The 22,002-nt window shown below is 33.3% G+C and carries 21 protein-coding genes and 1 pseudogene; 14 read left to right on the top strand and 8 right to left on the bottom strand.

The window, feature by feature from the left end:
• Positions 1-14: 14 nt before the first annotated feature.
• Positions 15-1,166, bottom strand: a complete 1,152-nt coding sequence (locus tag DUZ96_RS06085; protein ID WP_114301059.1) for a TlpA disulfide reductase family protein — start codon at positions 1,164-1,166, stop codon at positions 15-17.
• A gap of 176 nt (positions 1,167-1,342) precedes the next feature.
• Between DUZ96_RS06085 and mnmE the strand changes: the two genes are divergently transcribed.
• From mnmE to DUZ96_RS06055, 6 genes are all read left to right on the top strand, one after another.
• Positions 1,343-2,731, top strand: coding sequence for a tRNA uridine-5-carboxymethylaminomethyl(34) synthesis GTPase MnmE (mnmE, locus tag DUZ96_RS06080; protein ID WP_114301058.1), 1,389 nt, complete (start codon positions 1,343-1,345; stop codon positions 2,729-2,731).
• 167 nt (positions 2,732-2,898) lie between these two features.
• A complete protein-coding gene (locus DUZ96_RS06075) occupies positions 2,899-4,017 on the top strand; it encodes a site-specific integrase (RefSeq protein ID WP_114301057.1) in 1,119 nt (372 codons plus the stop codon).
• Positions 4,018-4,019: 2 nt separating this feature from the next.
• On the top strand, positions 4,020-4,946 hold the full coding sequence (locus DUZ96_RS06070) for a hypothetical protein (protein ID WP_114301056.1): 927 nt from the start codon (positions 4,020-4,022) through the stop codon (positions 4,944-4,946).
• A gap of 136 nt (positions 4,947-5,082) precedes the next feature.
• Positions 5,083-5,424 (top strand): AlpA family transcriptional regulator, encoded by a 342-nt coding sequence (locus tag DUZ96_RS06065; protein WP_114301055.1) that lies wholly within the window; start codon positions 5,083-5,085, stop codon positions 5,422-5,424.
• A 138-nt stretch (positions 5,425-5,562) separates the two neighbouring features.
• Positions 5,563-5,934 (top strand): hypothetical protein, encoded by a 372-nt coding sequence (locus DUZ96_RS06060; RefSeq protein WP_114301054.1) that lies wholly within the window; start codon positions 5,563-5,565, stop codon positions 5,932-5,934.
• A gap of 3 nt (positions 5,935-5,937) precedes the next feature.
• Entirely contained in the window at positions 5,938-6,144 is a 207-nt protein-coding gene (locus tag DUZ96_RS06055) for a hypothetical protein (protein WP_114301053.1), read from the top strand.
• Between the two features lie 322 nt (positions 6,145-6,466).
• On the opposite strand, the gene ilvA is transcribed toward DUZ96_RS06055, so the two are convergent.
• The 7 genes and pseudogenes from ilvA to DUZ96_RS06020 form a co-directional block, all read right to left on the bottom strand.
• Entirely contained in the window at positions 6,467-7,726 is a 1,260-nt protein-coding gene (ilvA, locus tag DUZ96_RS06050; protein ID WP_114301052.1) for a threonine ammonia-lyase IlvA, read from the bottom strand.
• Positions 7,723-9,195 carry a ketol-acid reductoisomerase gene (gene ilvC, locus DUZ96_RS06045; protein WP_114301051.1) on the bottom strand — a complete coding sequence of 491 codons (1,473 nt, stop codon included), beginning with the start codon at positions 9,193-9,195 and terminating at the stop codon, positions 7,723-7,725. Before ilvC ends, ilvA begins: the two co-directional genes overlap by 4 nt.
• Positions 9,196-9,199: 4 nt before the next feature.
• Complete coding sequence (gene ilvN, locus DUZ96_RS06040; protein WP_114301050.1) at positions 9,200-9,736, bottom strand: acetolactate synthase small subunit; 537 nt, start codon at positions 9,734-9,736, stop codon at positions 9,200-9,202.
• Between the two features lie 4 nt (positions 9,737-9,740).
• Positions 9,741-11,462 carry a biosynthetic-type acetolactate synthase large subunit gene (gene ilvB, locus DUZ96_RS06035; RefSeq protein ID WP_181855240.1) on the bottom strand — a complete coding sequence of 574 codons (1,722 nt, stop codon included), beginning with the start codon at positions 11,460-11,462 and terminating at the stop codon, positions 9,741-9,743.
• A 21-nt stretch (positions 11,463-11,483) separates the two neighbouring features.
• Positions 11,484-13,160 (bottom strand): dihydroxy-acid dehydratase, encoded by a 1,677-nt coding sequence (ilvD, locus tag DUZ96_RS06030; protein WP_114301048.1) that lies wholly within the window; start codon positions 13,158-13,160, stop codon positions 11,484-11,486.
• 6 nt (positions 13,161-13,166) lie between these two features.
• A complete protein-coding gene (locus DUZ96_RS06025) occupies positions 13,167-14,033 on the bottom strand; it encodes a branched-chain amino acid transaminase (RefSeq protein WP_068485144.1) in 867 nt (288 codons plus the stop codon).
• A 502-nt stretch (positions 14,034-14,535) separates the two neighbouring features.
• Positions 14,536-15,174 (bottom strand): annotated as a pseudogene (locus tag DUZ96_RS06020) (tyrosine-type recombinase/integrase); the annotation flags it as partial.
• A 159-nt stretch (positions 15,175-15,333) separates the two neighbouring features.
• Here DUZ96_RS06020 and DUZ96_RS06015 point away from each other — a divergent pair.
• The 8 genes from DUZ96_RS06015 (at position 15,334) to DUZ96_RS05980 (ending at position 21,969) form a co-directional block, all read left to right on the top strand.
• The gene (locus DUZ96_RS06015) at positions 15,334-15,654 is read left to right on the top strand and encodes a DUF6660 family protein (RefSeq protein ID WP_079738439.1); all 321 of its coding nucleotides are present in this window, start codon (positions 15,334-15,336) and stop codon (positions 15,652-15,654) included.
• A gap of 49 nt (positions 15,655-15,703) precedes the next feature.
• Positions 15,704-17,890, top strand: coding sequence for a TonB-dependent receptor (locus DUZ96_RS06010; RefSeq protein ID WP_114301046.1), 2,187 nt, complete (start codon positions 15,704-15,706; stop codon positions 17,888-17,890).
• 2 nt (positions 17,891-17,892) lie between these two features.
• On the top strand, positions 17,893-18,306 hold the full coding sequence (locus DUZ96_RS06005; RefSeq protein WP_069674099.1) for a Fur family transcriptional regulator: 414 nt from the start codon (positions 17,893-17,895) through the stop codon (positions 18,304-18,306).
• Between the two features lie 56 nt (positions 18,307-18,362).
• Positions 18,363-18,725 (top strand): DUF3703 domain-containing protein, encoded by a 363-nt coding sequence (locus DUZ96_RS06000; RefSeq protein ID WP_069674100.1) that lies wholly within the window; start codon positions 18,363-18,365, stop codon positions 18,723-18,725.
• Positions 18,722-19,315, top strand: a complete 594-nt coding sequence (gene merTP / locus DUZ96_RS05995) for a mercuric transport protein MerTP (RefSeq protein ID WP_069674101.1) — start codon at positions 18,722-18,724, stop codon at positions 19,313-19,315. The genes DUZ96_RS06000 and merTP overlap by 4 nt, the downstream gene beginning before the upstream one ends.
• Complete coding sequence (locus tag DUZ96_RS05990) at positions 19,315-19,521, top strand: GDCCVxC domain-containing (seleno)protein (protein ID WP_083236541.1); 207 nt, start codon at positions 19,315-19,317, stop codon at positions 19,519-19,521. The genes merTP and DUZ96_RS05990 overlap by 1 nt, the downstream gene beginning before the upstream one ends.
• Before the next feature lie 10 nt (positions 19,522-19,531).
• Positions 19,532-21,484: a heavy metal translocating P-type ATPase gene (locus DUZ96_RS05985; RefSeq protein ID WP_069675413.1), complete on the top strand. Its 1,953-nt coding sequence runs from the start codon at positions 19,532-19,534 to the stop codon at positions 21,482-21,484.
• A 71-nt stretch (positions 21,485-21,555) separates the two neighbouring features.
• Positions 21,556-21,969: an HYC_CC_PP family protein gene (locus DUZ96_RS05980; protein WP_224476888.1), complete on the top strand. Its 414-nt coding sequence runs from the start codon at positions 21,556-21,558 to the stop codon at positions 21,967-21,969.
• Positions 21,970-22,002: the final 33 nt, after the last annotated feature.

Below are 22,002 nucleotides of genomic sequence, written 5' to 3'. Positions count from 1 at the left end.
TATAGATGTAAAACTTATTGCATAAACAATTGTTGAATCTTTGATTCTAATTGCCGTCCTCTAAGGTTTTTAGCGACAATTTTACCGTCTTTATCTAAAATATAAGTGGCAGGAATAGCATTAACATCATAAAGACGTGCAACAGGGTCATTAAAATACTTAAGATGTGAAACTTGTGTCCATGCAAGTTTATCTTTCTCAATGGCATCTAACCAAGCTTTCTTAGGATTTGATTGACGAGAATTGCCGTCTAGTGAAACCCCAATAATCTCCAGACCCTTGTCGTGATACTCATTGTAAATTTTAACTATATTGGGATTTTCTCTTCGACATGGTCCACACCAAGCCGCCCAAAAATCAATTATCGTAACCTTTCCTTTGAGTTCTTCTAAAGATACTATAGTTCCATCTGGTTTTGGTGCTTCAAAACTAGGTGCAATTTTACCAACTTGTAGGTGTGCTGTCTTTTGATATTCTGTATTAATACTATCCAATTTGCGTTTTACTTTTCCGCCCATTGGAGTATTCTTTAAACTTGGTGTTAAATTGTCGTAGGCATCTAAAAAATCCTCAATATCAAATTTCTTTTTGTTTGCCTCAAGTCCGATTAAATTAAGACTGAAATAGCTGTCATTATTATCCTTAACATACTTCGCAGGAAATTTCAAAAATCGTTGGCCATGATCTTCTAGAAGAACTTTCATAGAATCTAATCTAGCTGTATCCTGCTCCTTTCTGTATTTCATAAAAGTATTTATCAAGTTTCTATTTTCCTCTTGAAGCTCTTTAATGCCACCTTGATAAGCTACAAGATCATTATGTGTTTTAGATCCAGTTGCTGTAGATTCAAGCATTAATTGCTTATTTATTTCAATTTCAATTTCACTGTTTTCGAGCATAAATAAAAATTCACCAGGTATACCTTGTATTTCTAAAAACCTCACTTTCGGTTCATTAACACTTCCTTTTAATATGAATTTTCCATCCATAACGATTGCTGTATCTGTATAAACCTCTCTTCCAAGATTGCTTACATCTTTTAGATAGACTCTCGAGCCGTTATATACATCCTGTGCAATACCATTAATCACGAAATCTGTTCTTGGTTCCTGTTTGCAACCTACAAATGCAACAAGAAGTACAGCTAGTATTAAAATTCTTTTCATGTTTTTTCTTTTTATAAACTAGAGTTAGCTATTAAATATGCGATTTCTAGTCTTGCAAATATATAAACTAACACTAAAAATTATTAAAATGGATTGTGAATTAAATTATAAAATACAGTAATTGGTTATGGTAGAATCTTTTTATTTACAATACTTTTGCAATAAATTTATTTCTAATGCATAATGATACAATAGTAGCTTTAGCAACACCATCTGGAAGTGGTGCAATTGCTGTTGTAAGATTATCTGGTATCAATGCAATTGCTATTGTAGATGCACATTTTAAATCTGTTACAAATAAAAAATCCCTTGCTAAACAGAAGACACATACTATTCATCTAGGTCATATTGTAGATGAAGGACGTACTTTAGATGAGGTGTTAATTTCAATTTTTAAGAATCCTAATTCTTACACAGGTGAAGATGTCGTTGAGGTTTCCTGTCATGGATCAGCATATATTCAACAAGAGATTATACAGTTGTTTTTGAGAAAGGGTTGTCGTATGGCTACTGCAGGAGAATTTACATTGAGAGCCTTTTTGAATGGAAAATTAGACTTAAGTCAAGCAGAAGCTGTAGCAGATTTGATTTCAAGTGATAATGAGGCATCACATAAAATAGCTATGCAACAAATGCGTGGTGGTTTTTCTTCAGAAATTGCAAAGTTGAGAGAAGAGTTGCTGAATTTTGCATCGTTGATTGAATTAGAATTAGATTTTGCAGAAGAAGATGTTGAATTTGCGGATAGAACCCAATTTAAAGAACTAGTAGATCGAATTTCGTTTGTATTAAAACGGTTGATAGATTCATTTGCTGTTGGTAATGTAATTAAAAATGGTATTCCGGTAGCTATTGTTGGTGAACCAAATGTTGGTAAATCTACCCTCTTAAATGCACTCTTGAATGAAGATAGAGCTATTGTTTCTGAAATAGCAGGTACAACTCGAGATACAATTGAAGATGAGATATCAATAGGTGGAATAGGATTTAGATTTATAGATACAGCTGGTATAAGGGATACAAAGGATATAGTAGAGAGTATAGGTATAAAAAAGACTTTTGAAAAAATCGATCAATCTCAAGTTGTGATTTATCTGTTTGATGCACAGAAAAATATGGAACAATTAGAATCGGTTAGAATAGAAATTGAAAAGATTCGGAATAAACATCCTCAAAAACCATTGCTGGTTATAGCAAATAAAATAGATACATTAGATGATATCCAATTGGCCGAAGTAAATAATTCTATCACAGATATCTTTCCCTTATCGGCAAAAACAGGTTTTGGTATAGAGCAACTTACCAATTCACTTTTAAATCTAATTAATACAGGTTCCCTTAGAAATGACGAGACTATCGTTACTAACTCACGGCATTATGATGCTTTATTAAAAGCGTTTGAAGAAATTCAAAAAGTTAAGCATGGTCTAGAAACTGGACTTTCAGGTGATTTACTGGCTATAGATATTAAGCAAGCCTTAAATCACTTCGGCGAAATTACTGGTGAAATTACTACTGATGATCTTCTTGGGAATATCTTTGCAAATTTTTGTATTGGAAAGTAACTATCGCAAACTGCCTCAAACTACATCAATATAAGTAATTGAAATACAAGTTATTATATTTTTTATTGTGAATTGAACTTTTGTTTGTTTGTTCTAATTTAGTTATTTTTGTCCCGTATTTGTACCTTTTTTAATTTGCGGTACAAAACGGTACAAAATTTTGTCACATGAATGTATCCATTAGAACACGAAAGAAAAAGGACGGTCAGGAAAGTTTATATTTAGATTATTATCTACCAAAGGCCAAACAAAAAAGAAAGAAGGAATCGCTCAATTTGTACTTATATAGTTCGCCAAGTACTTCCAAAGAAAGAGCTCACAACAAAAAGACTTCGTTGTTAGCGGAAAGCATTCGTTCAAAGAGGTTTTTGGAGATGCAACAAGATGCTCATGGTTTTTCGAATATTGCCAAAGAGAATCTTAATAAAAACTTCATTACTTATTTTTCCGAAAAAACAGATGAGCGCTATAACCAGTCTACTGGGAACTATGGAAATTGGGATAGCGTTTTAAAGCATTTGATAAAATTCAGAGGAGACTTTGTCCCATTCAAAGATGTTGATATGAAGTGGCTGGAGGACTTTAAATATTATTTAAAGCATACTGCAAGAACTAAAAGTAATAAACCACTCTCTCAAAATTCATGTTATTCTTATTTTAATAAAGTAAAGGCGTGCTTAAGAGAGGCCACAATAGAACATATTATAACTAATAATCCAGCGGATAATGTCAAAGGGTTTAAACAAGGTGAATCAGAACGCGAGTTCTTAACCTTAGAAGAACTGAAAAAAGTTGCTAATACGGAATGCGAGATCCCAATCTTGAAACAAGCCTTTATTTTTAGTGCACTTACAGGATTAAGGTGGTCTGATGTCCATAAGTTGATATGGAAGGAAGTCCAATATTCTAAAGAGCAAGGTTATTACATACGCTTTAAGCAAAAGAAGACCAACGGTTATCAAACACACCCAATTCCAGAACAAGCCTTTAACTTGCTAAATGATAGACAAGGTGATGAGGAACGTGTATTTAAGGGTTTAAGATATAGTGCTTGGAATAACTTAAAACTGCAGCAATGGGTTATGAAAGCAGGAATTAGTAAAACAATCACATTCCACTGTGCACGTCATACGTATGCAACCTTACAACTTACATTTGGTACGGATATATACACAGTTTCTAAATTACTCGGCCATAAGGAGTTAAAAACCACACAGGTTTATGCCAAAATCATCAATCAGAAGAAGGTGGAGGCTGCGAATGCAATACCTGATATTAATTCTTAATGATGAAAATTAACTATTCTTATTACAAAATCGATACGTCCGATATCAAGGATTATGAGCGATCCTTGATTCTATTAAATAAAACTTCTGACAAATTAGGGTTAAAGATTCTCAACAAGATTGAAGCCATGATATTTAAAAATGGACAACCAGTTTTAAAATCAAAAGATTATAATAATGGGACAGATAAATACTTTAAAGATTATTTAGAAAAGTATGAAGAGGCACATAGTGATTTACGTGAGCGGTTCAATTTGAACTTTTTTATGATGAAGGGTGATTGTTTTCATTATAACGAAAATATTATTATTGATAAGAACGATCCAGAATTCGGTTTCTGGTTTGCGCTTAAATTAAGACAATACGAGTTTAATCTATCTGAAATTGAAAATTTTTTAAAGTTTCAATTGTCAACCAACTTCGACGGTAGGATAAATGAATTTATTGATTTTTTGAAATTTAATATCGCGAAACATCAATCTCAACTTCTTGATGTTGAAGTGGTGGAAAAAGTGAATAATTTAATCCAACATAGATTTGAGAACAGGCCAATCTTAGTAATTAATAATAATAATTTGAATTTGTTTGATGCTTTAAGACCATATTTTGAAAAAAAGGATCGAAAAAAATTAGAGCAACTACTCAATGGAGAGGAGATTCAGAATAAAATTTGTTTTAGAGGTAATGCAAATAAATTTCTTTTAGTATTTAGGCAGCTTTATTTAAATCAAAGGGTCGTAGGTAAATTATCAAATATAGAAAGATGGATTTGTGAATATTTCACTTACATTAACAAGAAAGATGAAGTTACTGATTTTAGCTTAGGATATGTTCATAAAATAATTGCCACCAATTCCCGTACTGTCAAGAAATCTAATAGAATAAATGTACCAGGATTGGAACATATAATAATTAATAAAGACAATTAATTACATAAATCGAGTCACTACTTGATCCCTAAACTGTTTAGGGTCTTTTAAGTGATCTAAATCACTTCCGATTATTGCATCATTAATTAATGATTCGAATGCTCCATATGATTCGACTCAAACTATAAGTGATGCAATGAAAGATTTATCAAAACCCCTTTATTCCCTTACTGTTGGAGAATATATAGACCTTAGTAAAGAAGCTTTTGCTCAAGAAGCAAAAAAACTACTTAACAGCACTGACGGTACATCTGGCCGTTCAAAGTCAAATAGCGACATCATCTTTGTTGAGGAAGTCCAACAACTCACAGGTTATAAAAAGTCAACCATTTATTCAAAGGTGTGCCGCTTTGAAATACCAGTCATTTCTAAACGAAGGCCATTAACCTTTTCAAGAACAGACATTATTGATTGGCTTAAAGCAGGAAAGCCTTCTGTAATAAATCAAGAGGCTAATGACTATTTAAGTAAAACCTAACTAGAACTTAATTAAGCACATTAATTTAAAATTTATATGGATTTAAGTTAGGTGAACATATGCCCAGTTGCATTAACCTATTTCTGTATAAGTTCAAATACATTATAAATACATTGAATTATATAAAATATTAGAAATATGAATGAAGACAACAAAGAAAAGGCCATGGACCCCTTAACAGGTGAAGAGTTCGTACCAAAGCGAAGCAACCAAAAGTTTGCCAGCAGAGAGAACCAAATTAGATATAATAATCTTAAAGCTAAAGAAATACGACAAGCTAAATCCAAAACAAGAAAGATTTTAGATACTAATAGAAGGGTATTACAGATTGTGTTAGGACCCCATAATGAAATTACAAGGTCATACGACTATTTGTTAGGAGCAGGATTAAACTTTGGATTTAATACGCATACGATGAAAATGCAAGGAGTCACATGGACATGTATCGACGATTATGCATACACTCGAATTGATGCAAACACTTTTAAAATTATTAAACTTAAAGTATAAGCCATGGAACAAGAAATTATTAATTGTTTTGAATTAGATGTTAGGCAGGATATTCCTGCAGAGATGGATTTGCTCGCATCTAGTAATAGAGAGCTAAAGAAATCGAATCATCATCTTACAATTATTCTGTTATCTGTTGGTCTTGGGACTATATTGTACGCTGTTTACCAAAGTTCAAAACAAGTAATGGAAAAAAAGAACAATAGGTAAATTTTATTTTTGTATCTGTAACCAATTTACACCTGATTATTTTAGGGAATTTTTGGTTGATTGTTTTCGAATATGGTTGATTAGAACTCAAAAAAAAATCTCGAAAAAAACTAGGCTTTTTTTTAGTGATAATTACTTTGTTATTTTTGTACATAATGGTTAATTTTTAGTCAACCTATTTCAGGAAAGTTCATTTCTTAAATGACGCACAACGGTTGGTGTATGGTGCGTTTGCATCCCGAAGGGTGCATATGCACTATACATAGTGTTGTGCTTAGTTTTTACTTACAGTAAATCTAATCATTTTTATAGTTTGCTTTTGCTAAATCAAAACTTGAAACAAATCTGGCTTATCATTCAAATATTCTCCAAAGAAATTTTTTGTTTTCATTTTTAGAATCAGTCCGTCTAAATCCCTTGGGTTACTTATTTCTAAACCAACAATGGCTGGACCTGAATTTCTGTTGTGTTTTTTGGAATATTCAAAATGGGTAATATCATCATTTGGACCTAAAATATCATTTAAAAACTCTAGTAAAGCACCTGCTCTTTGCGGAAATTTTATGATGAAATAATGTTTGTGTCCAGAATGAAGCAAAGCACGCTCTTTTATTTCTTCTGTTCGAGTAATGTCATTATTTGAGCCACTAATTAAACAAACTACATTTTTACCTTTTATTTCAGTAGAAAACTGGTCTAAAACTGCTGTGGTTAACGCACCAGCAGGTTCAACCACAATAGCGTTTTTATTGTACAAATCTAAAATAGTTTGGCACACTTTTCCTTCGTGAACGGTTACCATTTCGTCTAAATTTTCTTTACAAATTTCAAAGTTTAAATCACCTACTTTTTGGACAGATGCGCCATCAGTAAATTTATCTATGTTTTCTATTTTTGTGTTAAATCCATTAGTTATTGAAACAGACATTGAAGCTGCGCCTTTTGGTTCAACACCTATAATTTTTGTGTTGGGAGAAAGTTCTTTAAATATACTGGAAACACCAGCAGCCAAACCACCACCACCAACAGGCAAAAACAAATAATCTACAGGTGTTTTGCTTTGTGCTAATATTTCTAAAGCAATGGTTGCTTGCCCTTCTATTACTTTTATATCGTGAAAAGGATGTACAAAAGACATCTTTTTTTCTTTGCAATAATCTGTGGCTGCATAAGAAGCATCATCATAAGTATCGCCATTTAAAACCACTTCTACATAATCTCCGCCAAACATTTTTACTTGTTCTATTTTTTGATTGGGTGTAATCGTTGGCATAAATATAACACCCTTTATTTTTTTTGCTTTACAAGAAAAAGCAACACCTTGCGCGTGATTTCCTGCACTGGCACAAACGACTCCTTGCTCTAATTCTTCGCCAGTTAATGATGAAATTTTATGATAAGCTCCTCTTATTTTATAAGAACGAACGCCTTGTAAATCTTCTCGTTTAAAAACAATATTAGCCTCATATTTTTCAGACAAATACTGATTTTTTTGTAATGGCGTTTCCAAAACAACATCTCTTAAAAGAGATGCTGCTTTTTTCACGTTTTCTAAAGTAATATATTGAGTTTCTGAGGTCATTTTTTTAGTTTTTGCATTGCGCTCATAGAAGTTCTCAAAGTCGCACCTATTTTTTCTATTGGATGATTTCTCAAAGCTTGATTTACTGCTATTAATTTTTTATTATCCACTTGATTATCTATTGAAAATTGTTTTCCTATTAAACGTGTTTCTATGTTTGTCATAAAATTGGCTAATAATGGTTTACAAGCATGATCAAATAAATAACAGCCATATTCTGCGGTATCAGAAATAACTCTGTTCATTTCATATAGTTTTTTTCGAGCTAGTGTATTGGCAATTAATGGTGCTTCGTGCAGTGATTCGTAATAAGCAGATTCTGCTTTTATTCCTGAAGCTGTCATAGTTTCATAAGCCAATTCTACACCTGCTTTTATGAAAGCTGCTAATAAAGTTCCATTATCAAAAAACTCTTGCTCACTAATGAAAGCGTCTGTTGCTTTTGTTTGCTCAAAAACGGTTTCGCCAGTTGCTTTTCTCCAGTTCAACAAATCTTTGTCATTATTTTTCCAATCTTTCATCATCCTTTTTGAAAATTCTCCTGACATAATATCGTCCATATGTTTGTTAAATAAAGGTGTCATAATTGTTTTTAATTCCTCTGCCAGTTCGTATGCTTTTACTTTTGCAGGATTTGAAAGTCTGTCCATCATATTAGTTAAGCCTCCTTGCTTTAAGGCTTCTGTCAAAGTTTCCCAGCCATATTGAATGAGTTTTGCAGCATAACCTGCCTCTAGTCCTTTCTCTAACATTTTATCAAAGCAAAGTATAGATGCTGATTGCAACACGCCACAAAGTATGGTTTGTTCGCCCATTAAATCTGATTTTACTTCAGCTACGAAAGAAGAATGTAACACACCAGCTTTATCTCCACCAGTGGCAACGGCATAGGCTTTTGCTAATTCAAGTCCTTCATTTTTCGGGTCGTTTTCTGGATGAACAGCAATCAAAGTGGGTACACCAAAATTTCTTTTATATTCTTCTCTTAATTCCGAACCAGGCGATTTTGGAGCCATCATTATTACTGTTAAATCTTCCCTTATTTTCATTCCTTCTTCTACAATATTGAAACCGTGAGAATAAGATAAAGCTGCTCCTTTTTTCATTAAAGGCATTATTTTACTTACCACATCGGTATGTTGTTTATCAGGCGTGAGGTTTATAACCAAATCTGCGGTTGGTATCATTTCTTTATAAGTTCCAACCTTAAATTTGTTTTCATTTGCATTTTTAAAAGATTGTCTTCGCTCTTTTATAGCACTTTCTCTTAAAGTGAAAGAAACATCTAAACCAGAATCTCGCATATTTAAACCTTGGTTTAAACCTTGTGCGCCACAACCTATAATGACAATCTTTTTCCCTTTTAAAGCACTTACGCCATTTGTAAATTCTGAGGCATCCATAAAATCACATTTTCCTAATTGTGCTAATTGCTCTCGAAATGATAATGTATTGAAATAATTTTCCATTTTTTTAATTTTTTACTAATCCTTCTAATTGTTCTACTATTGACGATAATGTTTTCATTGGTTTGGTAATAGCAACTCTTCCAGAACGTACAAATTCCAATATTCCGAAAGGTTTTAAATCATCAAATAATTGTTGTGTTTCTTCTTTGTGTCCCGTTTTTTCTAAAACTGTAAATTCCGTTTCTACAGATAAAACTCTTGCATTATGTGAACGCACAATTTTTTCTGCATTTCCACCAGAGGCCAAAACACCTGTTTTCACTTTGTAAAGTGCTATTTCTTGGTGCACAGTTTCATCATCAGGATGAAAAACAGCTTTCACCACTTCTACTTGTTTTTCCAGTTGACCTACCACTTTTTTTACTTGGTCTTCTGTTTCTGTTATTACAATTGTATATCTGTAAATTCCCTTAATTTCGCTTTCAGACGCAGCAATACTTTCTACATTTATTTTCCTTCTTGTAAAAATTATTGACACTCTATTGAGTATTCCCACTACATCTTCTGTAAATACGGATATTGTAAATCTTTTCTTTTCCATAGTTTTATTTTAATCTTATGTCTGAAACAGATGCACCAGTTGCTATCATTGGAAATACATTGTTTTCTTTCCCAACCATCACTTCAAGAAAATACGAACCTTCGTGCGCCAACATTTCTTTTACTGCTGCTTCTAAATCTTCTCTTTTTTCTACCTTTTTAGTTTTAATTCCATAGCCATTTACTATGGTTTGAAAATCTGGATTGACCATAGTAGTTGAGGCATATCTTTTTTCAAAAAACAGCTCTTGCCATTGCCTTACCATTCCTAAAAATTCATTATTCATAACTACAATTTTTACTGCAGTTTTAAACTGAAAAATTGTTCCTAATTCTTGAATGGTCATTTGAAAACCACCATCTCCAATAATTCCAATAACTTGTGCATCTGGTCTTCCCATTTTTGCACCAATGGCAGCTGGCAAGCAAAAGCCCATAGTTCCCGAGCCTCCAGAAGTTATTAAGGAACGTGTTTGTTTAAATTTGGCATATCGGCAAGCTACCATTTGGTGTTGCCCAACATCTGTTACAATAATGTTTTTTTGATCCGAATGAAGGTTTATTTTATCCATCACTTCACCCATTGTCATCAATTCTGTTGTCGGATTAAGGTCATCTTTGACCACTTCATCAAACTCTTCTTTTTCTAAATTTCTGAATTTTGCCAGCCAATTTTCATGTTCGTTTTCATTAATTAATTCAGTTAATGCACTTAAACTTTCTTTAGCATTTCCCAAAACGGCAACATCTGTTTTTACATTTTTATTAACTTCCGCAGGATCTATTTCCAAATGAATCACTTTTGCTTGCTTGGCATATCTGCTTAAGTCACCAGTAACTCTATCGTCAAAACGCATACCTACTGCTATCAAAACATCACATTCATTGGTCAATTTATTGGGTGCGTAATTGCCATGCATTCCCAACATTCCTACATTCAGATTATGGTCAGAATCTAAGGCCGACAAACCCATAATGGTCCAAGCCGAAGGCAAATCCGCCTTTTCTATAAATGCTTTAAACTCTTTTTCGGCTTCTGCCAAAAGCACACCTTGCCCAAACAAAACAAGTGGTTTTTTGGCAGCATTAATCAATACTGCGGCTTCTTTTACTTTTTCTAAATCTAATTGAGGAGTTGGCACATAACTTCTCATTCCTTTAAAAGGTTTATACTCAAAATCAAGCGTTTCAAATTGAGCATCTTTAGTAATATCTACCAAAACGGGACCTGGTCTTCCTGTTCTTGCTATATAAAAAGCTTTTGCTAAAGCATAAGGAATTTCTTCTGCTTTAGTTACCTGAAAATTCCATTTGGTAACAGGCATTGAAATACCAATAATATCCGTTTCCTGAAAAGCATCTGTGCCTAATAAATGACTTGCTACTTGTCCCGTAATACACACCAATGGCGTAGAGTCTATTTGTGCATCTGCTATTCCAGTAATTAAATTGGTAGCTCCAGGCCCTGAGGTAGCTAAGCAAACACCCACTTTTCCTGTTGCTCTGGCATAGCCTTGTGCTGCGTGTGTTGCGCCTTGTTCGTGTCTGGTTAAAATGTGTGTTAACTTAGCTTCTACATCATAAAGTGCATCATAAACAGGCATAATTGCTCCGCCTGGATAGCCAAATATTAAATCAATTCCTTCTGCTATAAGTGAATGAACGACAGCTTGCGAGCCAGTCATTACTTGTTGTTTTGTTGTCGTTTTTATTGCTAATTCTTCCATTTTTAGGGGTTTGTTTTTTATTTAAAATTCATCTGTAACACATCCTTCAGATGCACACGAAACCGATCGTGCATATTTATACAATACGCCTTTTTTGTGTTTTAAATCGGGTTGTTTCCAGTTGGCTTTTCGTTTTGCTAATTCTTCTTTTGAAATTTCAAAATCAATGGTATTTTTTATAGCATCAATGGTTATTTTATCACCATTTCGTACAAAAGCAATCGGTCCACCAACTTGTGCTTCTGGTGAAATGTGGCCTACTACAAAGCCGTGTGTTCCACCTGAAAATCTACCGTCAGTTATTAAGGCAACGTCATTTCCCAAACCAGCACCAATAATTGCCGCAGTAGGTTTAAGCATTTCAGGCATCCCTGGACCACCTTTTGGCCCTTCATACCTTATAACTACGACATCTCCTTTTACTACTTTTCCATCTCGAATTCCATCATTGGCTTCATATTCTGAATCAAACACTTTTGCAGTTCCAGTAAATTGAAGACCTTCTTTTCCTGTAATTTTTGCAACAGCACCTTTTGGCGATAAATTTCCTCTCAGTATTCTTAAATGCCCCATTTCTTTTATAGGATTTTCTAATGGTTTTATAATTTGTTGACCGGCTTTTAAGTCTGGAACGTTTTCAAGATTTTCGGCTAAAGTTTTTCCTGTAACGGTTAAACAATCTCCGTGTAATAAACCGTTTTTCAATAAATATTTTAAAACCGCAGGAATTCCACCAATTTCGTGAACGTCTTCCATCAAAAACTGTCCGCTTGGTTTCAAGTCTGCTAAAAAAGGAGTTGTATCTGCTATTCTTTGAAAATCATCTAAGGTAAATTCCACTTCAGCAGTTCTGGCAATTGCCAAAAAGTGTAATACGGCATTGGTAGAGCCGCCCATTATCATTACTAATCTTATGGCATTTTCTAATGCTTTTTTGGTAACAATGTCTTTTGGTTTAATGTCTTTTTCAAGCAATAAACGAACGGCTTCACCAGCCTTTATACTTTCTACTTTTTTCTCTTTTCCTAAGGCTGGGTTTGAAGAATTGTATGGCAAAGACATTCCCAAAGCTTCAATAGCAGATGCCATAGTGTTTGCTGTGTACATTCCGCCACAAGCACCAGCTCCAGGACATGCTTTTTCTATTACATTTTGATATTCTTTTTCATCTATTTTACCTGCTACTTTTTGTCCCCAGGCTTCAAAAGCAGAAACTACATCTAGTTTTTTATCTTTGTGACAACCAGATGCGATAGTTCCACCATAAACCAAAACGCCTGGTCGGTTTGTTCTGAGCATGGCCATTAATGCGCCAGGCATATTTTTGTCGCAACCAACAACTGTTACCAATGCGTCATAAGACATTCCTTCCACTACTGTTTCCATAGAATCTGCGATTACATCTCTTGATGGTAATGAATATCTCATTCCTGGAGTTCCCATAGAAATACCGTCACTTACACCAATAGTGTTGTATATTAAACCTACTAAATTGGCGTTTTTGGTACCGTGCTTAACTTCAAGTGCTAAATCGTTGAGGTGCATATTACAAGGGTTACCTTCATAACCCGTGCTAGCAATGCCCACAAAAGGTTTACTAAAATCTTCTTTTGTTAAGCCGATTGCGTGCAACATTGCTTTTGCAGCTGGTTGCGAATCGTCTTGAGTTACGCGTTTGCTGTATTTATTTAATTCCATTTTTATTTATTTTATATGAACACATTTTTGATAAGCATCTTCCAATTGATAGCCTAAAGTTTTTTCCCAAGGCAAATTGAAACTGTGATTGTCCAAACTTCCAATTGCAGCAACTTCTGCTGCCGTTCCTGTGAAAAAGGCTCCATCTGCCTGATATACTTCTTCAACTTTAAAAAACTTTTCTACTACTTCAAAACCTAAATCTTCTGCTAATTCAAAAATAGTTTGTCGTGTTATACCAGAAAGGATATTTCCCAATGGTGCAGTAAATAATTTTTCGTCTTTTTCAAAAAAGAAATTTGCTCCAGGTCCTTCGGCCACATTTTCGTTCATATCCAAAAGTAAAGCTTCATCAAAACCTTTTTGCTTCGCTTCGGTAGTTGCCAATAAAGAATTGGTGTAATGACCGCTTACTTTGGCTTCTACAAAACAAGATTTTGGATTGGGTCTCTGAAAAGATGAAGTCATTAATTTGAGCTGCGTATCGCCTAAATATCTTCCCCATTGCCAAGCGCAAAGCATTACGTGAACATCTTCTGTGGGTTGAAGAGACATATTTTCGCCTAAATAAACCAAAGGACGGATATAAGCATCTTCCAATTGGTTTCTTTCTAGTAATTCATAACTTAAATCAATTAATTCCTGAACAGAATACTTCAGATTGATGTGCATTTTTTCTGCTGAATAATGCAACCTTTCATAATGTGCTTTAGCTTTAAAAATATTTGCGCCTTTATCTGTTTTGTAAGATCTAATCCCTTCAAAAACACCAGCTCCATAATGTAGCGTTTGACTATACAGATTCGTTTTTCCATTTTGGGCTTTTATCCATTGGCCATCCAAAAATATTTGGGTTTCTTTGTTGTAATACATTTTTTTATTTTGTGTTTATTAATTTTTTAGTCAAAAAAAAAGCCCTTCTCATATTTTTTGAGAAGGGCTTTTATATTATATCAATACAATTACATTCTCACCTGGGCGGTAAAATAATTATGCTAATAATAATTTTGCTTATTATAGTAGTCATCAAGTAGATTGAATTTAAATTTTGTGTTTTCATTGTTTGTTTATTCTGAAATTTTAATCAAAAAAAAGCCATCCTAACTGGATGGCTTTTAATAAATATATTTCATTTATAGGCATCCTTATCTTTCGTGACTAATAATCACGATTTCCAAAATAGATGCTATAATGTTTCTGTTTTTCATTTAGGTGCAAATGTACACTTTATTTTTATAAAACCTAATGAGAAGTTTTATTTCTGTTGTATTTACTTGACATCCATGAATATGGTTGTGCTGATTCTCTTCAGTTATTCTAAATTAAGCACAACAGTTGGCTAAACGTATTACGTTTAGCCCCATTATGTTTATACCTACAAATCTAACGGATTTTTAATGTAATCAAAGCTTGTGGAAGCAATATGGGTGTAAATTTCGGTGGTTTTTGTTGAGTTATGCCCCAGTAATGCTTGGATATGCCTTAGATCCGTTCCGTTTTCCAATAAATGGGTTGCAAAGCTGTGTCTCAAGGTATGTGCCGTAACCTTTTTTTTAAGGCCAATCTTCATGGCAGCAGAATCTATGATCTTAGTAATACTACTTCCGCTATATTGCGGTTTTGTCTGCCCTTCGAACAAGTATTCTTTAGGGCGGTATTCCCTGTAGTACGTCCTTAGTTCTTTAAGCATTTTATCACCTAGCAAAGTGTAACGGTCTTTGTTCCCTTTAGAATTTTCAACTTTAATCAACATCCTTTGACTGTCAATGTCCTTAATTTTGAGATTTAGCAATTCACTCCTTCTCAACCCAGATGAGTAGAGTAGTGACAGTATGCATCTATGCTTTAAGTTATTAGTAGCATCGATAAGTTCAATCACTTCATTTTTTGAAAGGACCGTTGGTAATTTTCTGTCTTTTCTAGGCCTTTCAATCTCGTAGAACCTGTTTGGCATGCCAAGAACAACCTCATAATAAAATTTTATACTGTTGATACTTTGGTTGATGGAAGAGTTAACCAAGGCTATTGGTCATCCACCAACAATAAAACAAGAGGTATGGTGTAAAAGCAATATGGTAAAGCATCTTGAAACTTTAAAGGAGAAAGCAAAGGTTGTCGCTTAAATAAAATAATTGCACAACCATTGCATCATTAAATTTTTATCTTTGTACTTGTGAAATTTGTAACAATCATATTATCATTAATTATACTATTGCTTTCAGCAAAGCCTTGTTCTGATGGGCAAAATATAGAAGACCAGCAGCATCAAGACGAGATAAGTACAAATCATAATCATCAAGAAGATAGCGACGATTCTTGTCCTGTAACTTGTATTTGTAATTGTTGCGGTATGACAATTACTTACGAACCCATCAAGACATTTGATTTAAAACTTAATATTGAAATCTCAACGGATTTAATTTCTACATATCAACCTATTTACGGGTTTAATTTCCTTTCCAATATTTGGCATCCGCCACAAGTAATCAGCTAAAACAAATCGATTTTAAATCAATTATTTAGTTAATTACAAATACAATTCAATGAATAAATACCTATTGAGCATAAAGCTCATATTAATACTTTGCCTATCGTTACAGGCACAAACATCAGACATACAAATAAAAGTCCTAACAGAAGCTGAAAACGAGCCTTTATTGGGCGCAACGGTTTATTTTGAAGCATTAGAAAAAGGAGCAGTAACCGATTTTGATGGTATTGCAACTTTTACAGAAATACCAGATGGTCAGCATCAAATAATAATTTCCTTTTTAGGCTTTGAAGCATTTGAGACAACAATTCAAATTCCAAGTAATACAGCGTTAGTCTTTAAATTAAAAGAAGGTGGTAATCAATTAGATGCTGTAGTACTGCAATCTTCAAGAAGTACGAGAACCGTTAGAAAAATACCGACACGTATAGAGTTTATAGGTGCAGAGGAATTAGGAGAAAAAGCAATAATGAATCCTACTAATATTTCTATGGTGCTTCGTGAAAGCACAGGAATACAAATGCAACAAACATCATTAAGTAGTGGGAGTACCAATATTCGTATTCAAGGTTTAGATGGTAGGTACACACAGCTTTTAAGAGATGGATTTCCATTATATGGTGGTTTCTCAAGTGGGTTAAGTATTTTACAAATACCACCTTTAGACTTACAACAATTTGAAATTATTAAAGGAAGTTCGTCAACACTTTATGGTGGAGGTGCTATTGCAGGATTAGTAAATATGGTATCTAAAACACCAGACGAAGAACCTGCATTAGACATAATGCTCACGCAGACACAAGCATTAGGAAGTACAGCCAATGTGTTTTATAGCAAACGAAATGAAAAATTCGGTGTTTCACTTTACGGCTCTGGTCACTATCAAAAAGCGTATGACCCAGAAGATGATGGTTTTAGTAATTTACCAAAAACGACATCAATTTCATTCAATCCAAAATTATTTTATTATCCATCAGATAAAACAACACTTTGGTTTGGATTAAACGGAACGTATGATGATAGAATTGGCGGAGATATTACCAAAATTGAAAATGGTGAAGATGGTATTCATCAATACACAGAAGAGAACAATTCAAAACGATTAAGCAGTCAATTGGTATATCAAACTCAATTAGATTCTATAAGTTCATTAGAATTTAAAAATAGTGTCTCTTTTTTCGATAGAAATTTAACAGTTCCTGATTTTAATTTTGATGGCAAACAAACAAATACTTTTACTGAAATCACATATAATACAGCATCAGAAAAAACGGATTGGATAGTTGGAGCTAATCTATATACCTCAAATTTCGATGAAAATGATAACGCACCATTACAGCGAGACCAAAAAGATGTAACCTTTGGAGCATTTGCAAATAATATCTTCGACATATCAGATAATTGGATATTGGAAACTGGATTAAGAGCAGATTATAATACTGATTTCGGTTTCTTTCCACTTCCAAGAATTTCACTACTCTATAAAAATAATAGTGGATTTTCAAGTAGAATTGGTGGAGGTTTAGGGTATAAGATTCCAGATATTTTTACAGAGGAAGCAGAATATATCAATTTTGAAAATGTGCTTGCAATAAATAAGTCTACAGTAGATGCAGAACGTTCTTATGGTGTTAATTTTGATTTGAATTATCAAACACGTTTATCTGATGAGATTGGTTTTTCTATAAATCAATTATTCTATGTGACTGCAATAAATGATGGATTGCTTTTAAATTCAACAGATAATGGATTATTTCAGTTTGAAAATGCAACAGATGAAATATTTAGTAAAGGAGCAGAAACAAATATAAAATTTACATACAAAGACTTTAGATGGTTTTTAAACTATGCGCTTATTGATACTAAACTAAATTATTTACCTGGTAATCCACAGAAGCCATTAACCGCAAAGCACAACGCAGGTAGTGTATTAATGTACGAATCTGAAAAATGGCGAATTGGTTACGAAACCTTTTATACAGGCAAACAGTTTTTATCTAATGGAACAGAGACTACAGACTTTGTAACTATGGGCTTATTGGTTATGCGTAACTTTAAATTAGGAAGTGTATTTGTAAATTTTGAAAACTTTACAGATAGAAGACAAAGCAGGTTTTCACCTTTGGTTTTACCACCTCACGAAAATCCTGTTTTCCCAGAAATATATGCGCCAACAGATGGTTTTATATTTAGTGTAGGACTTATTATTAAACCATTTGGAAACGAACACCACGATTAATTATGGAAACAATAGAACAATTATTAGAGTCAAAAGATATTCGCATAACGGCAATGCGTTTGCTTATATATAAGTTTCTTGCAGAAAAAGAGATAGCAGTAACATTGAGTGACATTGAAAATGCTTTTGAAAAAGCAGATAGAACTACCTTATACAGAACTATTAAAACTTTTGAAGAAAAGGATATTGTACATCAAATTGATGATGGCACAGGAATTACTAAATATGCATTGTGTGAACAAGGTTGTAGTTGTGATATAAAAACAGATTTACACTTACACTTCCATTGTAACAATTGCAATGAAACCATTTGCTTAACAAACCATAAAATCCCTCAAATTAAAGTGCCTGATGGCTTTGTTTCGGAAAATGTAAACTTGGTTGTAAAAGGTATATGTGATAAGTGTAGTGGATAACAAATGCACTTCCATTGCACTTACTATTAAATTACTTTTATCCAAAATTAGTGGATATGAAGTTTAATACTAAAATACCTAAACATCTTAAACAGGCTTATAACGAAGAAATAAAACAATACAGTTTATGTTTAGAAAATAAACAGTTTGGTTATGCTTGGTTTCATTTAGAGCGTAGTCATATAATAGGACAGTCTTATCCTATAGAACATACCTATTCACATTGGCTAATGCTAAAATTTGGATTTAGACAAAAAGATACTAAAGAAGTAATAGGTCAAATAGTTAGGTTGTTTGTGGGTGGCTGGAAATCATTTATAAATCACGTTCCACTTGGTAATACTGGTGGCGCAAACGTACCACCATTAAAACGTATGCCTATTCCAAAAGACATTGAAAAATTATTAGATATAGAATGAAAAATAAATTAGCGGTTACAAGTATCCTAACAGCAATCACAGCTTCATTGTGTTGCATCACACCTGTTTTGGCATTAATTGCAGGAACAAGTGGTGTAGCTTCAACTTTTTCTTGGATAGAACCATTTAGACCTTACTTAATAGGGCTAACTATATTAGTTCTTCTCTTTGCTTGGTATCAAAAATTAAAACCAGAAAAAGAAATCGACTGTGAATGTGAAACGGATAAAGAACCAAAATTTATGCAGTCAAAAACCTTTTTAGGCATTGTAACAGCTTTTGCAATTGTGATGTTGGCTTTCCCATACTACTCAAGTATGTTATATCCAAAAACCGAAAAACAAATCATAATAGTTGATAAATCAAATATAAAAACAATAGAGTATAAAATAAGTGGAATGACTTGTGCCAGTTGTGAAGCACACGTTAACCACGAAGTAAATAAACTTAACGGAATTGTAAACTCAAAAACATCATACGAAAATGGTAACGCAATCATTGAGTTTGACGAAACTAAAACCAATGAATTGGAGATTGAGAAAGCAATTAACGCAACAGGTTATAAAGTAACTAACAAAAAAGAAAATTAATGAAAACCATATTAAAATCGGAAATCACTTGCCCTAACTGCGGACATAAAAAAGTAGAAGATATGCCAACAAATGCTTGTCAATTCTTCTACGAGTGTGAGCATTGTAAAACGGTTCTAAAACCAAACGAAGGTGATTGTTGTGTGTATTGTTCTTATGGAACAGTTCCCTGTCCACCAATTCAAGAAAATAAAAGTTGTTGTTAAAACTAACTTGATGAAAAAAAAGAAAGTCAATTTAAGAGATTTAAAACCAAATTCAGAAGAACAACATTCTCACGATGATGGTCACGACCACGGAAATGGAAGTGCATTCAAAACATACATTCCAGCACTTATAAGTTTTGTGATGCTAATCGTAGGAATTGCTGTAGATTATTTTGATGCCATTCCTCAATTTGAAGGATGGATTCGAGTAGTTTGGTACACTTTAGCATATATTCCAGTTGGGTTTCCTGTAATTAAAGAAGGATGGAAAAGTCTTATAAAAGGCGATGTTTTTACCGAGTTCTTTTTAATGTCTATTGCCACCATTGGTGCGTTTATCATTGGTGAATATCCTGAAGGTGTGGCAGTAATGCTATTTTATGCAGTAGGAGAATTATTTCAAAACGCAGCAGTTAATAGAGCAAAAGGAAATATTAAAGCCTTATTAGATGTTAGGCCAAAAGAAGCCAATGTATTTCGTGATGGTGATTATATAAGTGTATCGCCCGAAGCTGTAAATATTGGCGAGAAAATACAAATTCGAGTAGGTGAAAAAATTCCATTGGATGGTATTTTATTATCCGAAAAAGCATCTCTAAACACCGCAGCATTAACAGGAGAAAGCAAACCAGATTCTATTCAGAAAGATGCAAAGGTTTATGCAGGTAGTATTAATTTAGAAAGCGTTATTGAAGTTGAGGTAACCAACATCTTTGAAGATAGTTCTATTGCGAGAATATTAGACTTGGTTCAAAATGCAACAGCTCGTAAGTCTAAAACAGAATTGTTTATCAGACAGTTTGCTCGTATCTACACACCAATTGTAGTGTTTTTAGCTATTGGTGTTACTTTTATACCTTACTTTTTTGTAGATGATTATGTATTTAGAGATTGGTTATACAGAGCATTAATTTTCTTGGTAATATCTTGTCCTTGTGCGTTAGTGATTTCAATACCATTAGGTTATTTCGGTGGTTTGGGAGCAGCTTCAAAAAATGGAATTTTATTTAAAGGTGCTTCATTTTTAGATGCAATGACCAAGATAAATACTTTGGTAATGGACAAAACAGGAACCGTTACCAAAGGTGTTTTTAAAATCAAAGAAGTAAAAGCAATCGGTTGGAAAGAAACCGAATTTATGCAATATTTAATGGCGATGGAAGAACAATCCACGCATCCAATAGCTAAAGCCATAATGGTATATAAAGGAACTGAAAATAGCTATGAAGCAAAAGAAGTTTCTGAAATTGCTGGTAAAGGATTAAAAGGTATAGTAAACGATAAAACTGTTTTAGTAGGTAACAAAGCCTTGATGACTACCAATAGTATTGATATTCCAAGTGAAACGGAAACTATTGTAGAATCTATAGTATTAGTTGCAATCGATAATCAATTTGCAGGTTATGTAGTAATAGCGGATGAATTAAAAGAGGATGCAAAAGAAACTATTACAGAATTACACAAAGTAGGCATTAAAAATATTATGATGCTTTCCGGTGATAAAGATTCCATTACGCAACAAGTCGCTAAAGAGTTGAATATCGAAAATGCTAAAGGTGGTTTACTACCAGAAGATAAATTAAACGAAGTTGAAATTTTAAAGAAAAATCCTGAAAACAAAATAGCCTTTATAGGTGATGGTATTAACGATGCACCAGTTTTAGCAGCGAGTAACGTTGGTATTGCAATGGGTGGTTTAGGTAGTGATGTAGCTATTGAAACAGCAGACGTTATAATTCAAACAGACCAGCCTTCAAAAGTAGTTAGAGCCATTAAAATAAGTCGTTCTACAAGAAAAATTGTTTGGCAGAATATCATTTTAGCGTTTGGAGTTAAAGTTATTGTATTGATATTAGGAGCAGGTGGTTTAGCCACAATGTGGGAAGCAGTTTTTGCAGATGTAGGAGTAGCATTATTAGCAATTTTAAATGCAGTTAGATTACAACGAATGAGTTGGGATTAAGCAGATTATTCAATTAAACTTCTGTTAAACAAAATCAATAGTTGTTAAAATTTCGTAACTTCGCAATCAATATGAAGCAGTTTTTCCATAAAATAATGTCTTTAGCAATGGCTTTTGTAGTGTTATGCTCTACAATGTCATTTACTGTGAATATGCATTATTGTGGAGATACTTTAGTAGAAACTGCTATCTTTCAAAAAGCCAAAGGGTGCGGAATGGAAATGGAAAAGCCTTCAACCGAAGGATGTTCTATTACCAAGAAAAATTGTTGTGATGATGAACAATTAGCAATTGAAGGTCAAGACGAATTACAATTGCAAGTTGACAAAATCTCATTTGAGCAACAGGTATTCATCGCTTCATTTGTTTATACTTTTATTAACCTTTTTGAAGGTTTAGACAATAATGTATCTACTTACGAAGAATATAAACCGCCACTCGTCGTCAGGCAACTCTACAAGATTGACGAGACATACTTAATTTGATTTTTAAACAATAGACTCTTTTATCCTATGACT

Source organism: Winogradskyella sp. KYW1333 (genome assembly GCF_003335675.1).
Taxonomy (GTDB): domain Bacteria; phylum Bacteroidota; class Bacteroidia; order Flavobacteriales; family Flavobacteriaceae; genus Winogradskyella.
The sequence above is the reverse complement of the archived record's forward strand: the minus strand, read 5'-3'. Positions and strand labels throughout refer to the sequence as shown.